Here is a 16,557-nt window from a genome sequence, read left to right as displayed (position 1 = left end):
ATTTCAGATTCTTTTTTCATTAAGATTAAAACTTCTCTTTACCAGTTTGTAGATTTCGAACCACATTACAGAAATAACCGCTGCTGCTGTCGCCGTTAAAAGTTGCTCTACATTCAGTGAAGTCAGTTTAAAGAACAGGGAAACCGGATCGAAATAAAGCATGACCATTAAAACAATTAAGGTTGCTAAAGTAATATAAATCAAAAGATTATTTTTATTTCTGAAACTTTCAAATACCGTATAGTAGAAAGACCGGTTGGCGAAACTCAACAGAATATTGGCGAAAATTAACGTCGTAAAAACCATCGTTCTGGTCGTATCTTCATCACCTCCATTTCTGTAGGTTAATTGATAGATGAACAGGACTCCGGCGGTAATCATTAATCCCTGAACAATACTGATCATTAATTCACGCCAGGTGAGAAAGGTCTCTGAGATCGGCCGGGGCTTTTGCGTCATCGCATTTTTTTCCATCGGTTCATTTTCATAAACGATCGAGCAGGTTGGCCCCATCACCAGTTCCAGGAATATCACGTGAACCGGCGAAAAAATCTGCGGAAAAGCCCACCCCAAAAATAAGGGCAACGAAACGGTAAGAATAATCGGAATATGAATCGAAATAATATACTGAACTGCTTTTTTGATATTGCTGTAAATTCTTCTTCCTGCAGCGACTGCGGTCACCAATTTTCCCAGATCATCATTGGTCAAAATCACTGCGGCAGCGGCTTTTGCGATCTCTGTTCCCTTTTCCCCCATCGCGACTCCGATGTGCGCGGCTTTCAGGGCAGGACCATCATTGACGCCATCGCCGAGCATTACCACCACTTCATTATTCCTTTTCAAAGCATTGATTACCCTGAGTTTTGCTTCAGGAAACATTCGGGTAAACAACACTTTTTCATCCACCACTTTCATCAACTCTTCTTCGCTGAGATGACTTATTTCGTCACCGTTTACCGGATTTGAAATTCCCGTAATTTCTGCCTGTAAAGCAATGCTTTTGGTCGTTTGGGCATTATCTCCCGTAATCACTTTTATTTTAATTCCGGCCGCATCAAATTTTTTGAAAACTTCGTTGATTCCTTTTTTGGGAGGATCATAGAAAACGACCATTCCCAGAAATTCAAACGGAATATCCTGTTGTCTCTGCGGAAAATCATTTCCCTGAAAGTTGGATTTGGCAACGCCAAGAATTCGGTAACCTTGTTTTCCAAAAGTTTCAATTTCAGTTTTGATTTTTATCTGCTCTTCACCGGTAAGTTGACAGACCTTGATGATGGCTTCAGGAGCGCCTTTCGCGGCAATAATCCGTTCCCCTTTTTCATTTTCAAAAAGATGGGTCATCATCGGCGGTTTCCCACCCAACGGATATTCATGAAACATTTTAAACACTGAACGAAGATCATCTTTTATGGTTTCGCCATACACTTGATGAAGCGATTTTTCCATCGGATCAAAAGGTACCGGTTCGCTGCTCCACATCGCGTATTGAATGAGTTCTGCAATCGATTTTTCACTGAAATGATGTTCATCAAAAACCTGATCAGTTTTAAAATCATATATGGCTTTCAAATGCATTGAGTTCTCGGTAATTGTTCCCGTTTTATCGGTGCAGATTACGGTGGCACTGCCCAAAGTTTCTACAATACTACTTTTCTTAATAATGATGCCTTCCCGCATTAATTTCCAGGCTCCGAGCGCCATAAAAGTGGTAAAAGCAACCGGTATTTCTTCAGGTAAAATTGACATTGCCAACGTCAAACCGTTTAATAAAGAATCTACAATATTTCGAGTATGGTAATAATTAACGGCGCAAACTAAAATGAAAACGGCGAACCCAATAATCGCCATATATTTGAGAAACTGTTCTATTTGATTTTGCAGCGGTGATTTTTCCTCTTTGATAGATAAAATAGATTCTCCAATCTTACCGAGCTTTGTTTCCTTTCCTATATGTTCTACCTGGAAAACGGCCAATCCGGAAACGGTTAAGGTTCCGTTATAAACCTGTCGGTCTTCGGAACTGTTATCTTTAAAAACAGAAAAACTTTCTCCAGTGAGCGAGGATTCATTGACGGAAAAATCATTGCTGTGCACGATTTTTCCATCCGCATTAATCATCCTGCCTTCATCGGTAATGCACAAATCCCCGACTGCAATTTCATGCGTAGGGATTTCTACAATCTTACAATTTCTGATGACGCGGCTTAAAGGTTCATTGAGTTTTTCTAATTCCTCTAACGCTTTTTTACTTCTGTTATCCTGATAAAAAGAAATTCCGGAAACCAATATAATTGCAGCCAACATAAAAAGCGCTTCTCCGTAATTCCCGACGGCCAGATAAATTACTGCGATGATAATCAACAGAATCAACATCGGTTCGCGCAGAATATTGAGAAGCAATTTCAACCAACTGCTTTTCTCAATTTGTTTCAGTTGATTAAAACCAAATTTCTGATGAGAATACTGAACTTCTTCATCAGTTAGACCTTTTAAATGTTCGGGAATATGAAATGACATCCGGTGAATATTTCTTAACTAAAGATAAGAAAAGTATTCCTCAATTTCCAGAAGTTTCCCGAAAATAAAAAAGGAAAGAAAAACTCAATTTTCTTTCCTTTTAACTTTTATTAAAAACGATGTGCGTTATGGATAAGGTGCGATTGCAACTTCTAAACCGTCGATTTCTGAAGTGATATGAATCTGGCAACCCAAGCGGCTGTTATCCTGAACATGAAATGCTTCACTCAACATCGCATCTTCTTCAGCCCCCATTTCGGTTAATTTATCTGAACCATCTACGATGTAAACCTGGCAGGAAGCACACATTGCCATACCGCCGCAAACTCCGATGGTTCCTTCATCCGCCAATTCGTAGGACCGAATGACTTCCATCAAATTCATCGACATATCAGTGGGTGCGACCACTTCATGTAAATCTCCGTTTCGGTCAGTAATTTTTATGGTAATATCTTGCATTGTATTCTACTTGGTTCTTTGTTAATCGATTTTCATCACTACCGCTTTCTCTGCTTCTTTACGGCTACCGTCGAAACCATCGATTCCACTTACGGTCGTGTATTTCAAAACGAATTTTTTCCCCGGATTCAGCATGTTGTAAATACTTTGACACATCAAAGTCGCTTCATGAAAACCACATAAAATCAACTTCAGTTTTCCGGGATACGTATTGATATCACCAATCGCGTAAACCCCCGGAATATTGGTTTGATAATCCAATGCATTATTTACTTTGATTGCATTTTTTTCAATTTCCAATCCCCAGTTTCCTAAGTCTCCTAATTTTGGTGTTAATCCGAACAGTGGAATAAAGTAATCCGTTTCGATATCAAAGGTCTCCCCTTCTTTTATCACGGTAATCGCGTTCAATTTGCCCTCTCCTTTTAAGCCGATCACTTCTGCGGGAGTCATCATGTGGATTTTCCCCTGATTTTTTAAAGCCTGAACTTTTTCTACAGAATCCAAAGCTCCCCGGAATTCATTTCTACGGTGAATCAAGGTAACTTCACTTGCGATATCTGCAAGGAAAATACTCCAGTCTAAGGCAGAATCGCCACCTCCTGCGATGACTACTTTTTTATTTCTAAAATGTTCAGGTTCTTTAATGAAATATTCAACGCCATTTTCTTCGTAATCAGCCAGATTTTCCAGCGCAGGTTTTCTAGGTTCAAAAGTTCCTAAACCTCCCGCAATAGCCACTGCTTTAGCATGATGAACGGTGCCTTTATTGGTGATTACTTCAAATGTTCCGTCTTCTAATTTGGTTAAAGTCTGTGCGGTTTCTCCCAAAGTAAATCCCGGTTGAAACTGCTTGGTCTGCTCCATTAAATTATCAACTAAATCACCAGCGTTTATAGAAGGAAATCCCGGAATATCGAAAATAGGTTTTTTCGGATACAATTCTGTCAGTTGACCACCAGGCTGCGGAAGAGCGTCGATGAGATGACATTTCAACTTTAATAAACCTGCCTCAAAAACAGTAAAAAGTCCGGTTGGGCCAGCTCCAATTATCAATATATCTGTAGTAATCATTAATTAAAAATTAGGTAATAAGAGCACAAATTTACAAAAATTAAAAGAATGTTGAAGACGCGTTTTATGATTTATGTCATAACCAAATCCAGTCCGGTCAAAGTTTTATCTTTGTGGCAAATTATTTGCAAAAGGAAACCCATGAAAAAGATTTTAGTATTATTTGGACTTTTATTCCTCACGCTCGGCAATGCACAGAAACTTCAGAACATCATGTCTGGCGAGGTTTTACGTTACAGGATTCACTATGGAATTTTGAATGCGGGAACCGCGAGTTTAACGACTTTAAAAACGACATACAAAGGACAACCTCATTATTACGTTAAAGGTTATGGCAAAACAACCGGTGCGGTACGGGCCTTTTTTAAAGTAGAAGATAATTACGAAAGTTTTATCAACTATAACACGGGCTTACCAAGTTTTTATGTGAGAGACGTACAAGAAGGCAATTATACCCAACATTATGAAACCGTTTTTAACCATAATAATCAAACCCTGCTTTTGACAGATAAAGAAAAAAACACCACGCAATCTTTAAAATCAGTTTCTGGAATTCAAGATATGCTGTCGGCTTTTTATTACTTGCGAAGCCTGGACGATAGCGAGCTGAAAGTCGGAAGTGTAAAAAAACTCAATGTTTGGATTGATGATGAAATGTTTCCTTTTCAGTTAAAAGTAGTGGGAGCAGAAAATATCAAAACAAAATTCGGCTGGATCCGCAGTCTGAAAATCGTTCCACAGGTCATCAGCGGAAGGGTTTTTAAGGATAAAGAAGGGGTGACGCTTTGGGTAAGCAACGACAGAAACCATATTCCGCTTGCCATCAAAGCAGAATTAGCGGTTGGCTCTCTGAAAGCTGATATCGATTCTTTCTCGAATGTAAAATATCCGCTCAATTTTTCGAATTAAATACAGGAGATTTTCTCTGTGAATTAAATAAACGAATTGTGGTTCGTTTATTTTTTTTGACTTTTTTTTAAAACGCATGTAACATTATCCCACTTTCCGTTGTCTTATTTCTAAACTATTAAATGAAACTTATATTCGCCGCATTCCTGCTTTTATTTTCTGTCACCAATATCTATTCCCAAAAGGCAGAAAAAGACAGCATCTCCAGAAAGAAAATTACGCTCATCAAAATAAACGATGCCCCAAAAATCGATGGAATTCTGGATGATGAAGTCTGGAAAAATGCTCCTGTTGCAGAACATTTTATCGAGAGAAATCCTGCGAACGGAAAACCCGAATCGCCGGATTTCAAAACAACCGTAAAAGTTCTTTATGATGACACCGGAATTTATTTTGGTGCAACGATGATCGATCCTCATCCGGAGAATATTCAAAAACAACTGGCAGAACGCGACGATATTGGAAATGATGATGTTTTCGGAATTACCATTAATGGCTATGATGACCATCAGCAAGCGGTTTTATTCTTCGTGCAGGCTTCAGGCGTGCAGGCTGACGCAAAAATAATGTCCACCGCCAACGATGATTTTTCCTGGAATGCCGTGTGGTTTTCGGCCGTTAAGATTACTGAAAACGGATGGACTGTTGAAATCAAAATTCCTTATTCAGAACTGCGTTTTCCGAAGAAGGAGATCCAAACCTGGGGAATAAATTTTATCCGGATGATCCAAAAAACAAGACAAAATTTAACCTGGAATTTCGTGGATAACAAAAAGGCAACTTATTTAATGTACGACGGGATTTTAGAAGGAATCCAGAATATTCAGCCTCCTTTAAGATTGTCACTGACTCCTTATTTTTCTACTTATTTTAATCATTTTAACGGAAAGTCCACGGCCAACTTTAATGGCGGAATGGATATTAAATACGGAATTAATGATGCATTTACCTTTGACATGACTTTGATTCCAGATTTCGGACAAACCAGTTTTGACAATTCTATTTTAAATTTAGGTCCATTTGAGCAGCAGTTTGAAGAGCAACGTTCATTTTTCACTGAAGGAACAGAACTTTTCAACAAAGGAAATCTTTTTTATTCCCGTAGAATCGGTGGCCAGCCTTCTGTTTATCCCGAAACTTCAGTTGACGAAAAAGTCACAGAATATCCTTCTAAAGTGAAATTATTTAATGCTTTCAAGATTTCAGGACGAACAAATAAAGGATTGGGAATCGGATTTTTCAACGGAATCACTGAAAAAATGGAAGCCCAGATCCTGAATGAAAAAACCGGTGAAACCCGAAACGAAGTCGTGGAACCATGGACAAATTATAATGTTTTGGTGCTGGATCAAAGATTTCATGAGAATTCTTCCGTAACCTTAGTCAACACCAATGTTGTTCGGGACGGCAATTTCCGCGATGCCAATTCTACGGCTTTCCTGTGGAATATCAATGATAAAAAGAATATCTACAATTATTTTGGAGCCCTCAAAGGAAGTTGGGTGATGGATGACGGGACGAAATTCGGTTCGAGAGGGCAGGTTGGTTTTGCCAAAAATTCCGGAAAAAACAGATTTAGTTTTGATGGTAATTATGTAACTAAAAATTGGGACATCAATGATTTAGGGTTTTCCACTTCCACCAACTTCGCGAATTACAATTCTTATTACGGTTATCGAATTCTGGAACCGACCAAGAAATTCAATAATATTTATCTTAATTTTAATGTTAATTATTACCACCGGTTAGCGCCGTATTTATTTACCAATTTGGTCATCAACCACAATAATCAGTTTACGAATAAGAATTTCAGAAGCTACGGCGGCGGTTTTGAATTGACGCCCTTTGGCGAAAATGACATCTACGAACCTCGGACAGCAGGACGTTTTTCTAAAAAACCATCCTATTTGAATACCTGGATTTGGACCGAAAGTGACAGCCGAAAAAAGTTTCAGTATAATGTAAATTTTGATTATTACGCTTATAATGAAACAGGGAGAAATCTTGTAAATCTTTCGTTTTATTTAAGATATCGTTTCTCTGATCAATTTAACACAATCTGGAGGTTCAATCCTTCTTTCAGCAATAATGAAACGGGTTTTGCCGGAAAAGAAGGTACCGAAATTTACATGGGAAAAAGACAGCGCAATACGTATGAAAACAGTTTGACTTCCCAATATACGTTCAACGAAAAAATGTCGCTTTCATTAGCGTTTCGCCACTATTACTCAGATGTTACCTATAAAAGTTTCTTTACGTTGAATGAGGACGGGACTTTAACACCAACCAGTCAATTTAATAAAAATCTGAATGGAACTTATAATTCCTGGAATGTAGATTTGCGCTATTCATGGTGGTTTGCACCGGGAAGTCAACTTACTTTGATGTACAGGAATGCCGTTGACGATTATTTGGAAATTTCGAGAATGAAGTTTAAAGACAATTTCAACACTTTATTTAATGAGCCGATGGTCAATAATATTTCTTTGAAATTAACCTATTACCTCGATTACAATCAGGCAAAACACTGGTTTAAAAAGAAAGATTAATACACTTACCTGCCCTTTTAAAAACGAAAAACTTCCAAATTATTCCGGAAGTTTTTCTATTTTATTTAAAGCCGATTCAGAGAGGAATCAACTTCGTTTTTTTATCATTAAAGGCTTTTAAACTGCTCCAACATTCTTTTATCATTTTCAAAGAACATTCTGATGTCGCTCATTTGATACATCAACATCGCGATTCTTTCGATTCCCATTCCGAAAGCGTAACCGGAATATTTATCGGCATCGATATTCACATTTGCCAGAACGGCAGGATCTACCATTCCGCAACCCATGATTTCTAACCAACCTGTTCCTTTGGTGATTCTATAATCGGTTTCAGAATTTAAGCCCCAATAAACATCTACTTCTGCACTTGGCTCTGTAAATGGAAAATAAGAAGGTCTCAGTCTGATTTTCGATTTCCCGAAAAGTTCTGTGGTGAAGTACTGAATGGTTTGCTTTAAATCAGCAAAACTTACGTTCTGGTCAATATATAAACCTTCGATCTGATGAAAAATACAGTGTGAACGGGAAGAAATCGCTTCATTTCTGAAAACCCGGCCCGGAGATAAAATTCTCATCGGCGGTTGATTTTCTTCCATATAACGGATTTGCACCGAAGAAGTATGTGTTCTCAACAGTAAATCCGGATTGGTTTCGATGAAAAAAGTGTCCTGCATATCTCTCGCCGGGTGGTATTCCGGAAGATTCAATGCGGTAAAATTATGCCAGTCGTCTTCAATTTCCGGTCCGTCTGCAACAGCAAAACCAATCGATCTGAAGATTTCGATAATTCTGTTTTTTACCAGATTAATGGGATGACGGGTTCCTAATTCCGACGGGAAACCCGGTTTGGTTAAATCATCTTTTTCAAAAAGAATGGTAGAAGTCGTGGCATTCTTTAAACCTTCCAGCTTTGCTTCTACAGCTTGTTTCAGCGTATTGATCTTTTGTCCGAATTCTTTTTTCTGTTCATTTGGAACTTCTTTGAACTGCGCCAAAATATCATTGATAATTCCTTTCTTACCACTGAATTTGATTCGGAACTGCTCAATTTCATCTTTATTCGCTGAACTGAAATTTCCTACTTCAACCAATAAGTCCTCAATCTTTTCTAACATTTGATTTTAATATAAGTGAGTGCAAAAATACGATTTTTCGTTTAAAATCAGGTAGCGGTTTTAGACTAAAATTTTAAATTGCAGAATCTACAAGCCACGAATTCACCAATATGTTGAAATTTGTGGGAAATTTTTGAAAAATTCATCAAGGTTTGGAGTGTTATAATTTCCGAAGAAAATCTTAATTTACTTCATTGCTTAACTAGAAATTAATGGTGAAAGTTCTTTTTTAACCACAAAGTCACAAAGTTTTTTTTTCCTAATTTTTTTCAAAGATCATCAAGGTTTGGAGTATTGCAATTTCCAAAGGAAATCTTCATGATCTCAGTTCCTTAATGAATTGCTTATGTTTCATTATAAAGAATATTTTAATTTTAAAATATTCCAAAGCTTTTGTGACTTTGTGGTTTAAGAATCTACTTCTCCATAAATTCTAAAAACTGCTCGATCGCTTTTTTACGGTGGCTGATTTTATTTTTATCTTCCGCTTTCATTTCAGCAAAAGTAATTTCGTAATTATCCGGAATAAAAATCGGGTCATAACCAAACCCTTTTTCACCACGAACTTCTTTGGTTAAATTGCCATAAACCCTGCCTTCAAAATAGTTTGTGCCGGTTTCATCAACCAAACACATTACCGTTACGAAATAGGCTTTTCGGTTTTTCTGGTCTTTCATTTCCTCTAAAACTTTCGCCATATTTTTAGCAAAGTCGTGATTTCCGGCATAACGTGCAGAGTAAATTCCGGGTCTTCCATCCAAGGATTCAACGACTAAACCAGAATCATCTCCCAAACTTGGTTTCCCAGTTTTGTTAAAACAATATTGAGCTTTAATTAAAGCATTCGCGTGAAAAGTATCTCCGTCTTCCACAATTTCGTCATGAATATCATAATCGGTAAGCGAAGTCACGGTAAAATTTTCACCTAATATCTGTTGAATTTCTTCTTTTTTGTGTGCATTGTGCGTTGCGATAAGGATTTCCTTTTTCATAAATAATGGATAATGAGCGGTGAGTAATATAAAGACCTGAATTTAAATTTTTAAAGCCGGTTAATTCTCTTTGTAATGAATACGGTATTTTTTAGTAAACAGAAAATAAAAGGTCGAAAAAAGTACGATTCCGACAGCCAAAATCAGCCATTCTGAAACTTTAAAAGTATCGGCGAAACTTTCTGTTTTATTATAAAAAATTAAAATAGAAGAAATTAAGTTATTGAAAGCGTGCAAAAGAATCGGTAAAAGCAACGATTTTGTTTTATCATAAACCAAACCTAAAACACATCCCAACAAAACCGCCCCTACAAATTGCCAGGGATTCATATGAACCAATCCGAAAACTACGGCAGAAATAATAATTGCCGTTTTGGGTTTCAATCCTTTATTAATGAGCCCTTTCTGTATTATTCCGCGGAAAATTATTTCTTCGAATATCGGTGCCATAATGACCGCAAGGATAATCAAGGTGGCTTTGTCATTGCTCATCTGATCCATTAATCTCGAAAAATATTCATAATACCCGCCAAAGAAAGGTCCCGTAGTAGGAATTTGCGAGGTTATAAATTCAGCAATAAACATCATTCCGAGCATCATGGGAAAAATCAAAAGATAGGTCACCAAATTAGTCCGTGAAAAATTGAAATCCAGTTTTTTTCCCGTGCTTGGCCGACATACAAAATAATCAAAGGCGAAAATCGCCGATAAAAATCCCGCTGCGTTGGTCAGTAATAAGTAATAATCTTGGTACTGCATATTGACATTAAAAACGAACATCGATATGACATTTAACATTGACATAAAGAAACTTCCTGCCAAAAATCCACCCACCAAAGCAAGAACTCCTCTACCATCAAAAATGAATTTTTTCCAAACCGGTTTTTCTTCCATGAATTTTTTATTTGGGCAAAGATAAATCTTTAAATAAAAACCTTTGAGGTTCGTCTGTTTATTTCTGTTCAAAAAATTCCAACTGCGTAAAAAGAATTCCGCATTTTCATTTTCGGTAAAAAAAAGCGATTTTTGCAGTCTCAAATTTAATTATGTCAGATTTACTCAAAGAAATAGGGAAAAGAAAAACCTTCGGAATTATCGCTCACCCCGATGCCGGAAAAACGACACTTACAGAAAAGCTCTTGCTTTTTGGAGGTGCAATTCAGGAAGCCGGTGCGGTAAAATCGAATAAAATTAAGAAAGGAGCGACGTCCGATTTCATGGAGATCGAAAGACAGAGAGGGATTTCCGTGGCAACTTCCGTCTTGGCATTTGAATACAAAGGTCACAAAATCAATATTTTAGACACGCCAGGTCACAAGGATTTTGCGGAAGACACGTACCGAACTTTAACCGCGGTGGATTCTGTAATCGTCGTTATCGACGTTGCAAAAGGAGTTGAGGAACAAACTGAAAAATTGGTTCAGGTATGTAGAATGCGGAATATTCCGATAATTGTTTTCATTAATAAATTAGACCGCGAAGGAAAAGACGCTTTCGATCTGTTGGATGAAGTGGAGCAAAAATTAGGTTTAACTGTAGTTCCACTTTCTTTACCGATTGGTATGGGAGGGGATTTTAAGGGGATTTATAATATCTGGGAACATAATATTCAATTGTTTTTAGAAGAGAAAAAACAAAGAGTTGGTGAAGCAATCAAGTTTGATGACATCAATGATACAAAAATCGATGAAGCGATTGGCGAAAAAGCCGCGGCGACTTTAAGGGAAGAATTAGAACTGATTCAGGAAGTTTATCCTGAGTTTAACCGTGAAGATTATATGAACGGCGATCTGCAGCCGGTTTTCTTCGGTTCTGCTTTGAATAATTTTGGAGTCCGTGAATTGTTGGATGCTTTTATCGAGATTGCACCAAATCCTCAACCAAAAGAAAGCGATACAAGAATCGTGAGACCTGAGGAAAAAGATTTCACCGGATTTATCTTTAAGATTCACGCCAATATGGATCCGAAACACCGTGACAGATTGGCTTTCGTGAAAATCGTTTCCGGTACTTTTAAAAGAAATGAAAATTATCTTTTGGTAAGAGAAAATAAAAAAATGAAATTCTCTTCTCCGAATGCGTTTTTCGCAGATAAAAAAGAAGTGGTTGACGAAAGTTTCCCGGGAGATATCGTGGGACTTCACGATACCGGAAATTTCAGGATTGGTGATACTTTGACCGGTGGTGAAAAAATGAGTTTCAAAGGAATTCCGAACTTTTCACCGGAACATTTCAGATACATTAATAATGATGATCCGTTAAAAGCGAAACAATTGGCCAAAGGAATCGACCAGCTGATGGACGAAGGTGTGGCGCAGCTGTTCACGCTGGACATGAATAACCGGAAAATTATCGGAACGGTTGGTGCGCTTCAGTATGAAGTTATTCAGTACCGTCTGGAACATGAATATGGTGCGAAATGTACGTATGAACCTCTTTCCATTCACAAAGCTTGTTGGATTGAGGCCGATGAAAAATCGGAAGAATTCAAGGAATTTGCGCGTTTGAAACAGCGGTTTATGTGCAGGGATAAATACGGACAACGCGTATTTTTAGCCGATTCTTCTTTTACGATTCACATGACGCAGGAGAAATTCCCGAACGTGAAACTGCATTTCATCAGTGAATTTAAGCAGGATTAATTTGTAAACTTCTTGTAAATTAATTTGCAAAATACAGATACACAGTCACTTCATTCATTGGAGTGACTTTTTCTATTTTTAAAGGAATGCTATTTGATTACCTTGCACCGATTAAAATTTAAAAATCAAAATGAAAAAAATAGTTGCCAGCTTCATTCTTTTGTGTGCTTTAAGTTCTTGCAGTAAGCAGGAATTTCAACAGACCACAGATTCATTTAAAAGAGCCGACAGTCTTTTTACAAAGGCCAACAAAGGTTTAAAAACCCTGGACTCCATTTCGAAAAGAGTTAATGATTCTGATGGAATTGCTAAGAAAGTCCTGATTCCACAAATCGAAAAACAGACCAAAAGAATAGACAGCACGCTGAAATCCGGCAGGTGGAAAATGGATTCTATCAATAAAAGTATCTCAGAAATTACAAAAAATGTAAAAGTTGGAACAGACGTTGCGAAAACTTTAGATTCTGCAAATAAAGCGCTTCAAAATGGTGAAAACGCAATTTCAGTTTTAAGCAAAACGGCTGATAAAATTCTGAAAAGAACCCAAACCCAAAAAGCTGCTCCGCCATCAAAAACTGAAAATCAAAATTCAGAAAACAACCAAAAAAACACGGTTGTAATTCCGCCAAGAGGAGATAAATATCCTTTGGTAAAAACGGCGATATTGGAAATTCAGGTGGATAATATTTCTGAGGCAAAATCAGTTTTAAAACAGAAAATCCGGGAAAGCAATGCCGATCTGATTTCTGAAAAATTAAGTCAAAAAGAAGGATTTGAACGGGAATATATTACGGCGAAAGTTCCGCTGTATAATTTCGATAATTTGGTTGCTAATCTATCCAATGGACTTGGAGAATTAAGATCGAAATCTATGGAAAGTGAAGGAACCGATTATGTTTCCAGCCAAATGTGCGACATCGAAATCACTTTAGTTAAGAAAGAATTAACTGCATCAAATCAATTAGTTGAGAATAAATCCAATGAAAATTCTGATTCATTTGGCTCAAAATCTTCTTCAGCATTTATGAGCGGTTTTAAAGTTTTGGGAGAGATTATGATTGCCATTCTACCCTTTTGGCCGGTCTTTATTATTGCCGGTTTAATTTTCTATTTTGTGAGACGAAATAAAAAAAATAAGGAAATAAAATTTTTAGAAAATCAAGGTAGTAATTCTGTTCAGAAAACAGAAACAACTACTCCATCGGAAACTGTGAAAAACGAGAATAAAGAAGATTCTGGTGAACCGGATTACTCGAAATATTTGCCGAAGAATTAAGATCTCACAAATAAGTTTCGGATGAAGCCGATTGGAATTTAAAAATAAAGAACGGGCTAATGCCCGTTCCAATTGATATTTAAATTTAGTGCAAAATTAATTTATTCTTCACTCAAAGCGTACACCGCAAAACTTGCCAGCCAGTGATCGCCGCCATAATTCCCCTGAAAAAGCATTGGCAAAGCGTTGGATAAGAACTTATCTGATGTTGTAGCAAACTGTTTTTTAAGCGGATGATTTTCGGGTAAAGATTTCGAAATTCCTTTCATCGTCCAGGCTCTGGAGAATGAGAGTCCGACCAAATGAACGGTTTGGAAATCATTAATATCACTGATGATGGGGATTTCAGAAATATTGGCAATACTTTTTTTATCATAGAAACCATTGAACCATTTTACAAATTCTTTTTGTGGAAGAATTCTCCGCATCAGATCTGCAATTTCAAGACTTGGTGAAAAGAAATCACTTCCGTCCGGTTCAAGATACGCCGGCGTTTTATGGTCTTTTAAATAAAAGTATTTTGCTTTTTCCATCAATTGATTTTCGAAAATTCTGTCGCTGGATGTTCTTGCCCAATCAAGTGCAAACGCCATAGCAAAGGCAGAATTGGGATGAACTCCGGTTCGGTTCGGGTACGTTTGTTTGGGCAGATAATTTTTCCAAAGTCTAAGAATTTCATCGGTCAACGGTTTTAAATTCTGATGCCAGATCTTTGCCTGCGGATGATCCCAGGTCATGAGTTCTTCGTCTAATTTCAATAACCAAGCCCAGCCATAAGTCCTTTCAAAGTTGGCAGAAATCTCGTATTTTGTGAAATAGGCGGCTTCTTCTTTAATTTTTTCCGGTTGAAAAGACGCTTCTACAATTTCAATAATTTCTTTTTTATTGGCCAAATCCGGTTTAGATTTTAGCAAGCGAACCAACATCCAATGTCCATGAACAGACGAATGCCAATCAAAACAACCATAAAAACTCGGGTGTAAGGCGGCTGGAGTTAATATTGCTTCCTTTTCATTATTAATGATATGCGCCGTTTTATTGGGATATTCCTGATTGATGCATTTCAATGGCTTTTCGGCCAGTTTCATCGCAATATCATCTGTGAATTTTGGCAGGTGTTGAGCGTTCACACTGAAACTGAACAATACTGCAATTGGAAAAAGTATTTTCATTTTTCTTTAATTAAAATTGCTCTTTTAGAAATTCAGCTTTCCGTTGGTCATTAAATAATAGAAAATTCCGGCTGCGACAAATAAAACCAAATAAACAATCACCAATATTTTCTGTTTTTTAAGGGCTGACAAAGCCAACAAGCCCAGAATTCCAGTCAGCAGAACGATTAATTTCTGTACAGGCTCCTGGATGAACATCGACCCGGCGATTAATGCCAGAGACAAAAAATGAAAAATCCTTTCCTTCTTTAATATAAATTCTTTCATTTTCTAAAAATAAGAAATCCTTTCAGATTGCCGAAAGGATTTTCTCTTTATTTCATGTTGACCACTTTATCAACAATATATTTCGTGTTTCCACGCCATGGGATTACACCATTGTATTCTTTGTAATGCAAGTCGAACTGCTTTCCGCTGTTTTCTTCAAGTTGTTTAAAGATGGCTTCATTTTCCACAGAAAACTCGAATTCATAACTGGTTAAAGCACCGGTTTTGCCGCGGCCGAAACCTTCCTGAATCAGTTTTCCTTCGTAGGTTTTAAAAATATAGCCTTTCTTATTCGCATAGTTAAGATAACCGGATTTTACTCCTTCAGCGAAAACGAAAAAATATTTATACCATACAAAACTTCCTAACACAAGCAGAACGGCAATGACAATGATCCAGATTTTCTTCATAGCGTGTATTTTTACGATTAACTGTTTTTAGCGATGCTTCTGGAAATTACAATTCTTTGAATCTCAGAAGTTCCCTCATAAATTTGGGTAATTTTCGCATCTCGCATCATTCTTTCTACGTGATATTCTTTCACATAACCATAACCACCATGGATTTGAACTGCTTCGATAGTAGTATCCATCGCAACCTGTGACGAATATAATTTTGCCATTGCACCGATTTCAGAAATATCTTTTCCTTCATCTTTTTCTACAGCAGCTTTGAAACACAACATTCTGGCTGCCGTAATCGACGTTGCCATGTCGGCTAATTTAAAGGCAATCGCCTGGTGATTGATAATTTCAGTTTTAAATGCTTTTCTGGTTTTGGCATATTTCAAAGCCAGTTCATAAGCGCCAGAAGCGATTCCTAAAGCTTGAGAAGCGATCCCGATTCTACCACCATTTAATACTGCCATTGCGAAATTGAATCCGAAACCGTCTTCACCGATTCTGTTTTCTTTCGGTACTTTCACATCTGTAAATAATAAAGAATGGGTATCACTTCCGCGGATTCCCAACTTATCTTCTTTCGGTCCGATTTCAAAACCTGGCCATCCTTTTTCTACGATAAAAGCATTGATTCCTTTGTGTTTTTTTTCAGGATCGGTTTGTGCAATAACGATATAATACGTTGCTGTACCACCGTTGGTAATCCAGTTTTTAGTACCGTTCAGGATATAATGATCACCTTTGTCGACCGCAGTTGTTTGCTGAGAAGTTGCATCTGAACCCGCTTCTGGCTCAGACAGGGCAAAAGCTCCGATCACTTCACCACTTGCAAGCGGTTTCAGGTATTTCATTTTCTGCTCTTCGTTGCAATATTTTTCTAATCCTGCGCACACCAATGAATTGTTAACGGACATTACTACCGCTGCAGATGCATCTACTTTTGCGATTTCTTCCATAGCCAGAACATAGGAAACGCTGTCCATTCCTGCACCGCCGTATTTAGGATCCACCATCATTCCAAGTAATCCCAATTCTCCCATTTTCTTTACCTGTTCGTGCGGAAACTTCTGTGCGTTGTCTCTTTCTATAACTCCTGGTAAAAGCTCAGTTTGTGCAAAATCTCTTGCCGCCTGCTGAATCATCAACTGTTCTTCAGATAAATTAAAATTCATAAA

The 16,557-nt window shown here is 37.5% G+C and carries 14 protein-coding genes; 4 read left to right on the top strand and 10 right to left on the bottom strand.

The window, feature by feature from the left end:
• Positions 1-3: 3 nt before the first annotated feature.
• The 3 genes from QF004_RS00970 to QF004_RS00960 form a co-directional block, all read right to left on the bottom strand.
• The gene (locus QF004_RS00970; protein ID WP_307421918.1) at positions 4-2,523 is read right to left on the bottom strand and encodes a cation-translocating P-type ATPase; all 2,520 of its coding nucleotides are present in this window, start codon (positions 2,521-2,523) and stop codon (positions 4-6) included.
• A gap of 126 nt (positions 2,524-2,649) precedes the next feature.
• Positions 2,650-2,982 carry a 2Fe-2S iron-sulfur cluster-binding protein gene (locus QF004_RS00965; protein WP_307421916.1) on the bottom strand — a complete coding sequence of 111 codons (333 nt, stop codon included), beginning with the start codon at positions 2,980-2,982 and terminating at the stop codon, positions 2,650-2,652.
• 21 nt (positions 2,983-3,003) lie between these two features.
• Positions 3,004-4,056: an NAD(P)/FAD-dependent oxidoreductase gene (locus tag QF004_RS00960; protein ID WP_307421914.1), complete on the bottom strand. Its 1,053-nt coding sequence runs from the start codon at positions 4,054-4,056 to the stop codon at positions 3,004-3,006.
• Positions 4,057-4,197: 141 nt separating this feature from the next.
• Between QF004_RS00960 and QF004_RS00955 the strand changes: the two genes are divergently transcribed.
• Together QF004_RS00955 and QF004_RS00950 are read left to right on the top strand one after the other, a co-directional pair.
• Positions 4,198-4,965: a DUF3108 domain-containing protein gene (locus tag QF004_RS00955; protein ID WP_133440481.1), complete on the top strand. Its 768-nt coding sequence runs from the start codon at positions 4,198-4,200 to the stop codon at positions 4,963-4,965.
• 122 nt (positions 4,966-5,087) lie between these two features.
• Positions 5,088-7,514: a DUF5916 domain-containing protein gene (locus tag QF004_RS00950; RefSeq protein WP_307421911.1), complete on the top strand. Its 2,427-nt coding sequence runs from the start codon at positions 5,088-5,090 to the stop codon at positions 7,512-7,514.
• 107 nt (positions 7,515-7,621) lie between these two features.
• On the opposite strand, the gene pheS is transcribed toward QF004_RS00950, so the two are convergent.
• The 3 genes from pheS to QF004_RS00935 form a co-directional block, all read right to left on the bottom strand.
• Positions 7,622-8,632, bottom strand: coding sequence for a phenylalanine--tRNA ligase subunit alpha (gene pheS, locus QF004_RS00945; RefSeq protein ID WP_133440479.1), 1,011 nt, complete (start codon positions 8,630-8,632; stop codon positions 7,622-7,624).
• A 416-nt stretch (positions 8,633-9,048) separates the two neighbouring features.
• The gene (gene rdgB, locus QF004_RS00940; protein WP_307421909.1) at positions 9,049-9,624 is read right to left on the bottom strand and encodes an RdgB/HAM1 family non-canonical purine NTP pyrophosphatase; all 576 of its coding nucleotides are present in this window, start codon (positions 9,622-9,624) and stop codon (positions 9,049-9,051) included.
• 60 nt (positions 9,625-9,684) lie between these two features.
• A complete protein-coding gene (locus QF004_RS00935) occupies positions 9,685-10,518 on the bottom strand; it encodes a CPBP family intramembrane glutamic endopeptidase (RefSeq protein WP_307421907.1) in 834 nt (277 codons plus the stop codon).
• A 152-nt stretch (positions 10,519-10,670) separates the two neighbouring features.
• On the opposite strand from QF004_RS00935, the gene QF004_RS00930 reads away from it, so the two are divergent.
• Entirely contained in the window at positions 10,671-12,266 is a 1,596-nt protein-coding gene (locus QF004_RS00930; RefSeq protein WP_307421905.1) for a peptide chain release factor 3, read from the top strand.
• Between the two features lie 130 nt (positions 12,267-12,396).
• Positions 12,397-13,542: a DUF4349 domain-containing protein gene (locus QF004_RS00925; protein ID WP_307421903.1), complete on the top strand. Its 1,146-nt coding sequence runs from the start codon at positions 12,397-12,399 to the stop codon at positions 13,540-13,542.
• Positions 13,543-13,643: 101 nt separating this feature from the next.
• Here the strand turns inward: QF004_RS00925 and QF004_RS00920 are convergent, their stop codons facing one another.
• The 4 genes from QF004_RS00920 to QF004_RS00905 are packed head-to-tail and all read right to left on the bottom strand — an operon-like array spanning position 13,644 to position 16,554.
• A complete protein-coding gene (locus tag QF004_RS00920) occupies positions 13,644-14,714 on the bottom strand; it encodes a DUF2891 domain-containing protein (protein ID WP_307421901.1) in 1,071 nt (356 codons plus the stop codon).
• 24 nt (positions 14,715-14,738) lie between these two features.
• Positions 14,739-14,981: a hypothetical protein gene (locus QF004_RS00915; RefSeq protein ID WP_133440473.1), complete on the bottom strand. Its 243-nt coding sequence runs from the start codon at positions 14,979-14,981 to the stop codon at positions 14,739-14,741.
• Between the two features lie 47 nt (positions 14,982-15,028).
• Positions 15,029-15,391, bottom strand: a complete 363-nt coding sequence (locus QF004_RS00910; protein ID WP_133440472.1) for a hypothetical protein — start codon at positions 15,389-15,391, stop codon at positions 15,029-15,031.
• A 17-nt stretch (positions 15,392-15,408) separates the two neighbouring features.
• Complete coding sequence (locus tag QF004_RS00905; RefSeq protein ID WP_133440471.1) at positions 15,409-16,554, bottom strand: acyl-CoA dehydrogenase; 1,146 nt, start codon at positions 16,552-16,554, stop codon at positions 15,409-15,411.
• Positions 16,555-16,557 lie beyond the last annotated feature (3 nt).

This window comes from Chryseobacterium sp. MDT2-18 (assembly GCF_030815285.1).
Lineage (GTDB): Bacteria > Bacteroidota > Bacteroidia > Flavobacteriales > Weeksellaceae > Kaistella > Kaistella salivictor.
This window is presented reverse-complemented; position numbering and strand designations above follow the sequence as displayed.

What these genes read in the sequence shown, in the direction of transcription:
- QF004_RS00970 (WP_307421918.1), bottom strand. Translation starts at nt 2,523, where the DNA reads ATGTCATTTCATATTCCCGAACATTTAAAAGGTCTAACTGATGAAGAA.
- QF004_RS00965 (WP_307421916.1), bottom strand. Translation starts at nt 2,982, where the DNA reads ATGCAAGATATTACCATAAAAATTACTGACCGAAACGGAGATTTACAT.
- QF004_RS00960 (WP_307421914.1), bottom strand. Translation starts at nt 4,056, where the DNA reads ATGATTACTACAGATATATTGATAATTGGAGCTGGCCCAACCGGACTT.
- QF004_RS00955 (WP_133440481.1), top strand. Translation starts at nt 4,198, where the DNA reads ATGAAAAAGATTTTAGTATTATTTGGACTTTTATTCCTCACGCTCGGC.
- QF004_RS00950 (WP_307421911.1), top strand. Translation starts at nt 5,088, where the DNA reads ATGAAACTTATATTCGCCGCATTCCTGCTTTTATTTTCTGTCACCAAT.
- pheS (WP_133440479.1), bottom strand. Translation starts at nt 8,632, where the DNA reads ATGTTAGAAAAGATTGAGGACTTATTGGTTGAAGTAGGAAATTTCAGT.
- rdgB (WP_307421909.1), bottom strand. Translation starts at nt 9,624, where the DNA reads ATGAAAAAGGAAATCCTTATCGCAACGCACAATGCACACAAAAAAGAA.
- QF004_RS00935 (WP_307421907.1), bottom strand. Translation starts at nt 10,518, where the DNA reads ATGGAAGAAAAACCGGTTTGGAAAAAATTCATTTTTGATGGTAGAGGA.
- QF004_RS00930 (WP_307421905.1), top strand. Translation starts at nt 10,671, where the DNA reads ATGTCAGATTTACTCAAAGAAATAGGGAAAAGAAAAACCTTCGGAATT.
- QF004_RS00925 (WP_307421903.1), top strand. Translation starts at nt 12,397, where the DNA reads ATGAAAAAAATAGTTGCCAGCTTCATTCTTTTGTGTGCTTTAAGTTCT.
- QF004_RS00920 (WP_307421901.1), bottom strand. Translation starts at nt 14,714, where the DNA reads ATGAAAATACTTTTTCCAATTGCAGTATTGTTCAGTTTCAGTGTGAAC.
- QF004_RS00915 (WP_133440473.1), bottom strand. Translation starts at nt 14,981, where the DNA reads ATGAAAGAATTTATATTAAAGAAGGAAAGGATTTTTCATTTTTTGTCT.
- QF004_RS00910 (WP_133440472.1), bottom strand. Translation starts at nt 15,391, where the DNA reads ATGAAGAAAATCTGGATCATTGTCATTGCCGTTCTGCTTGTGTTAGGA.
- QF004_RS00905 (WP_133440471.1), bottom strand. Translation starts at nt 16,554, where the DNA reads ATGAATTTTAATTTATCTGAAGAACAGTTGATGATTCAGCAGGCGGCA.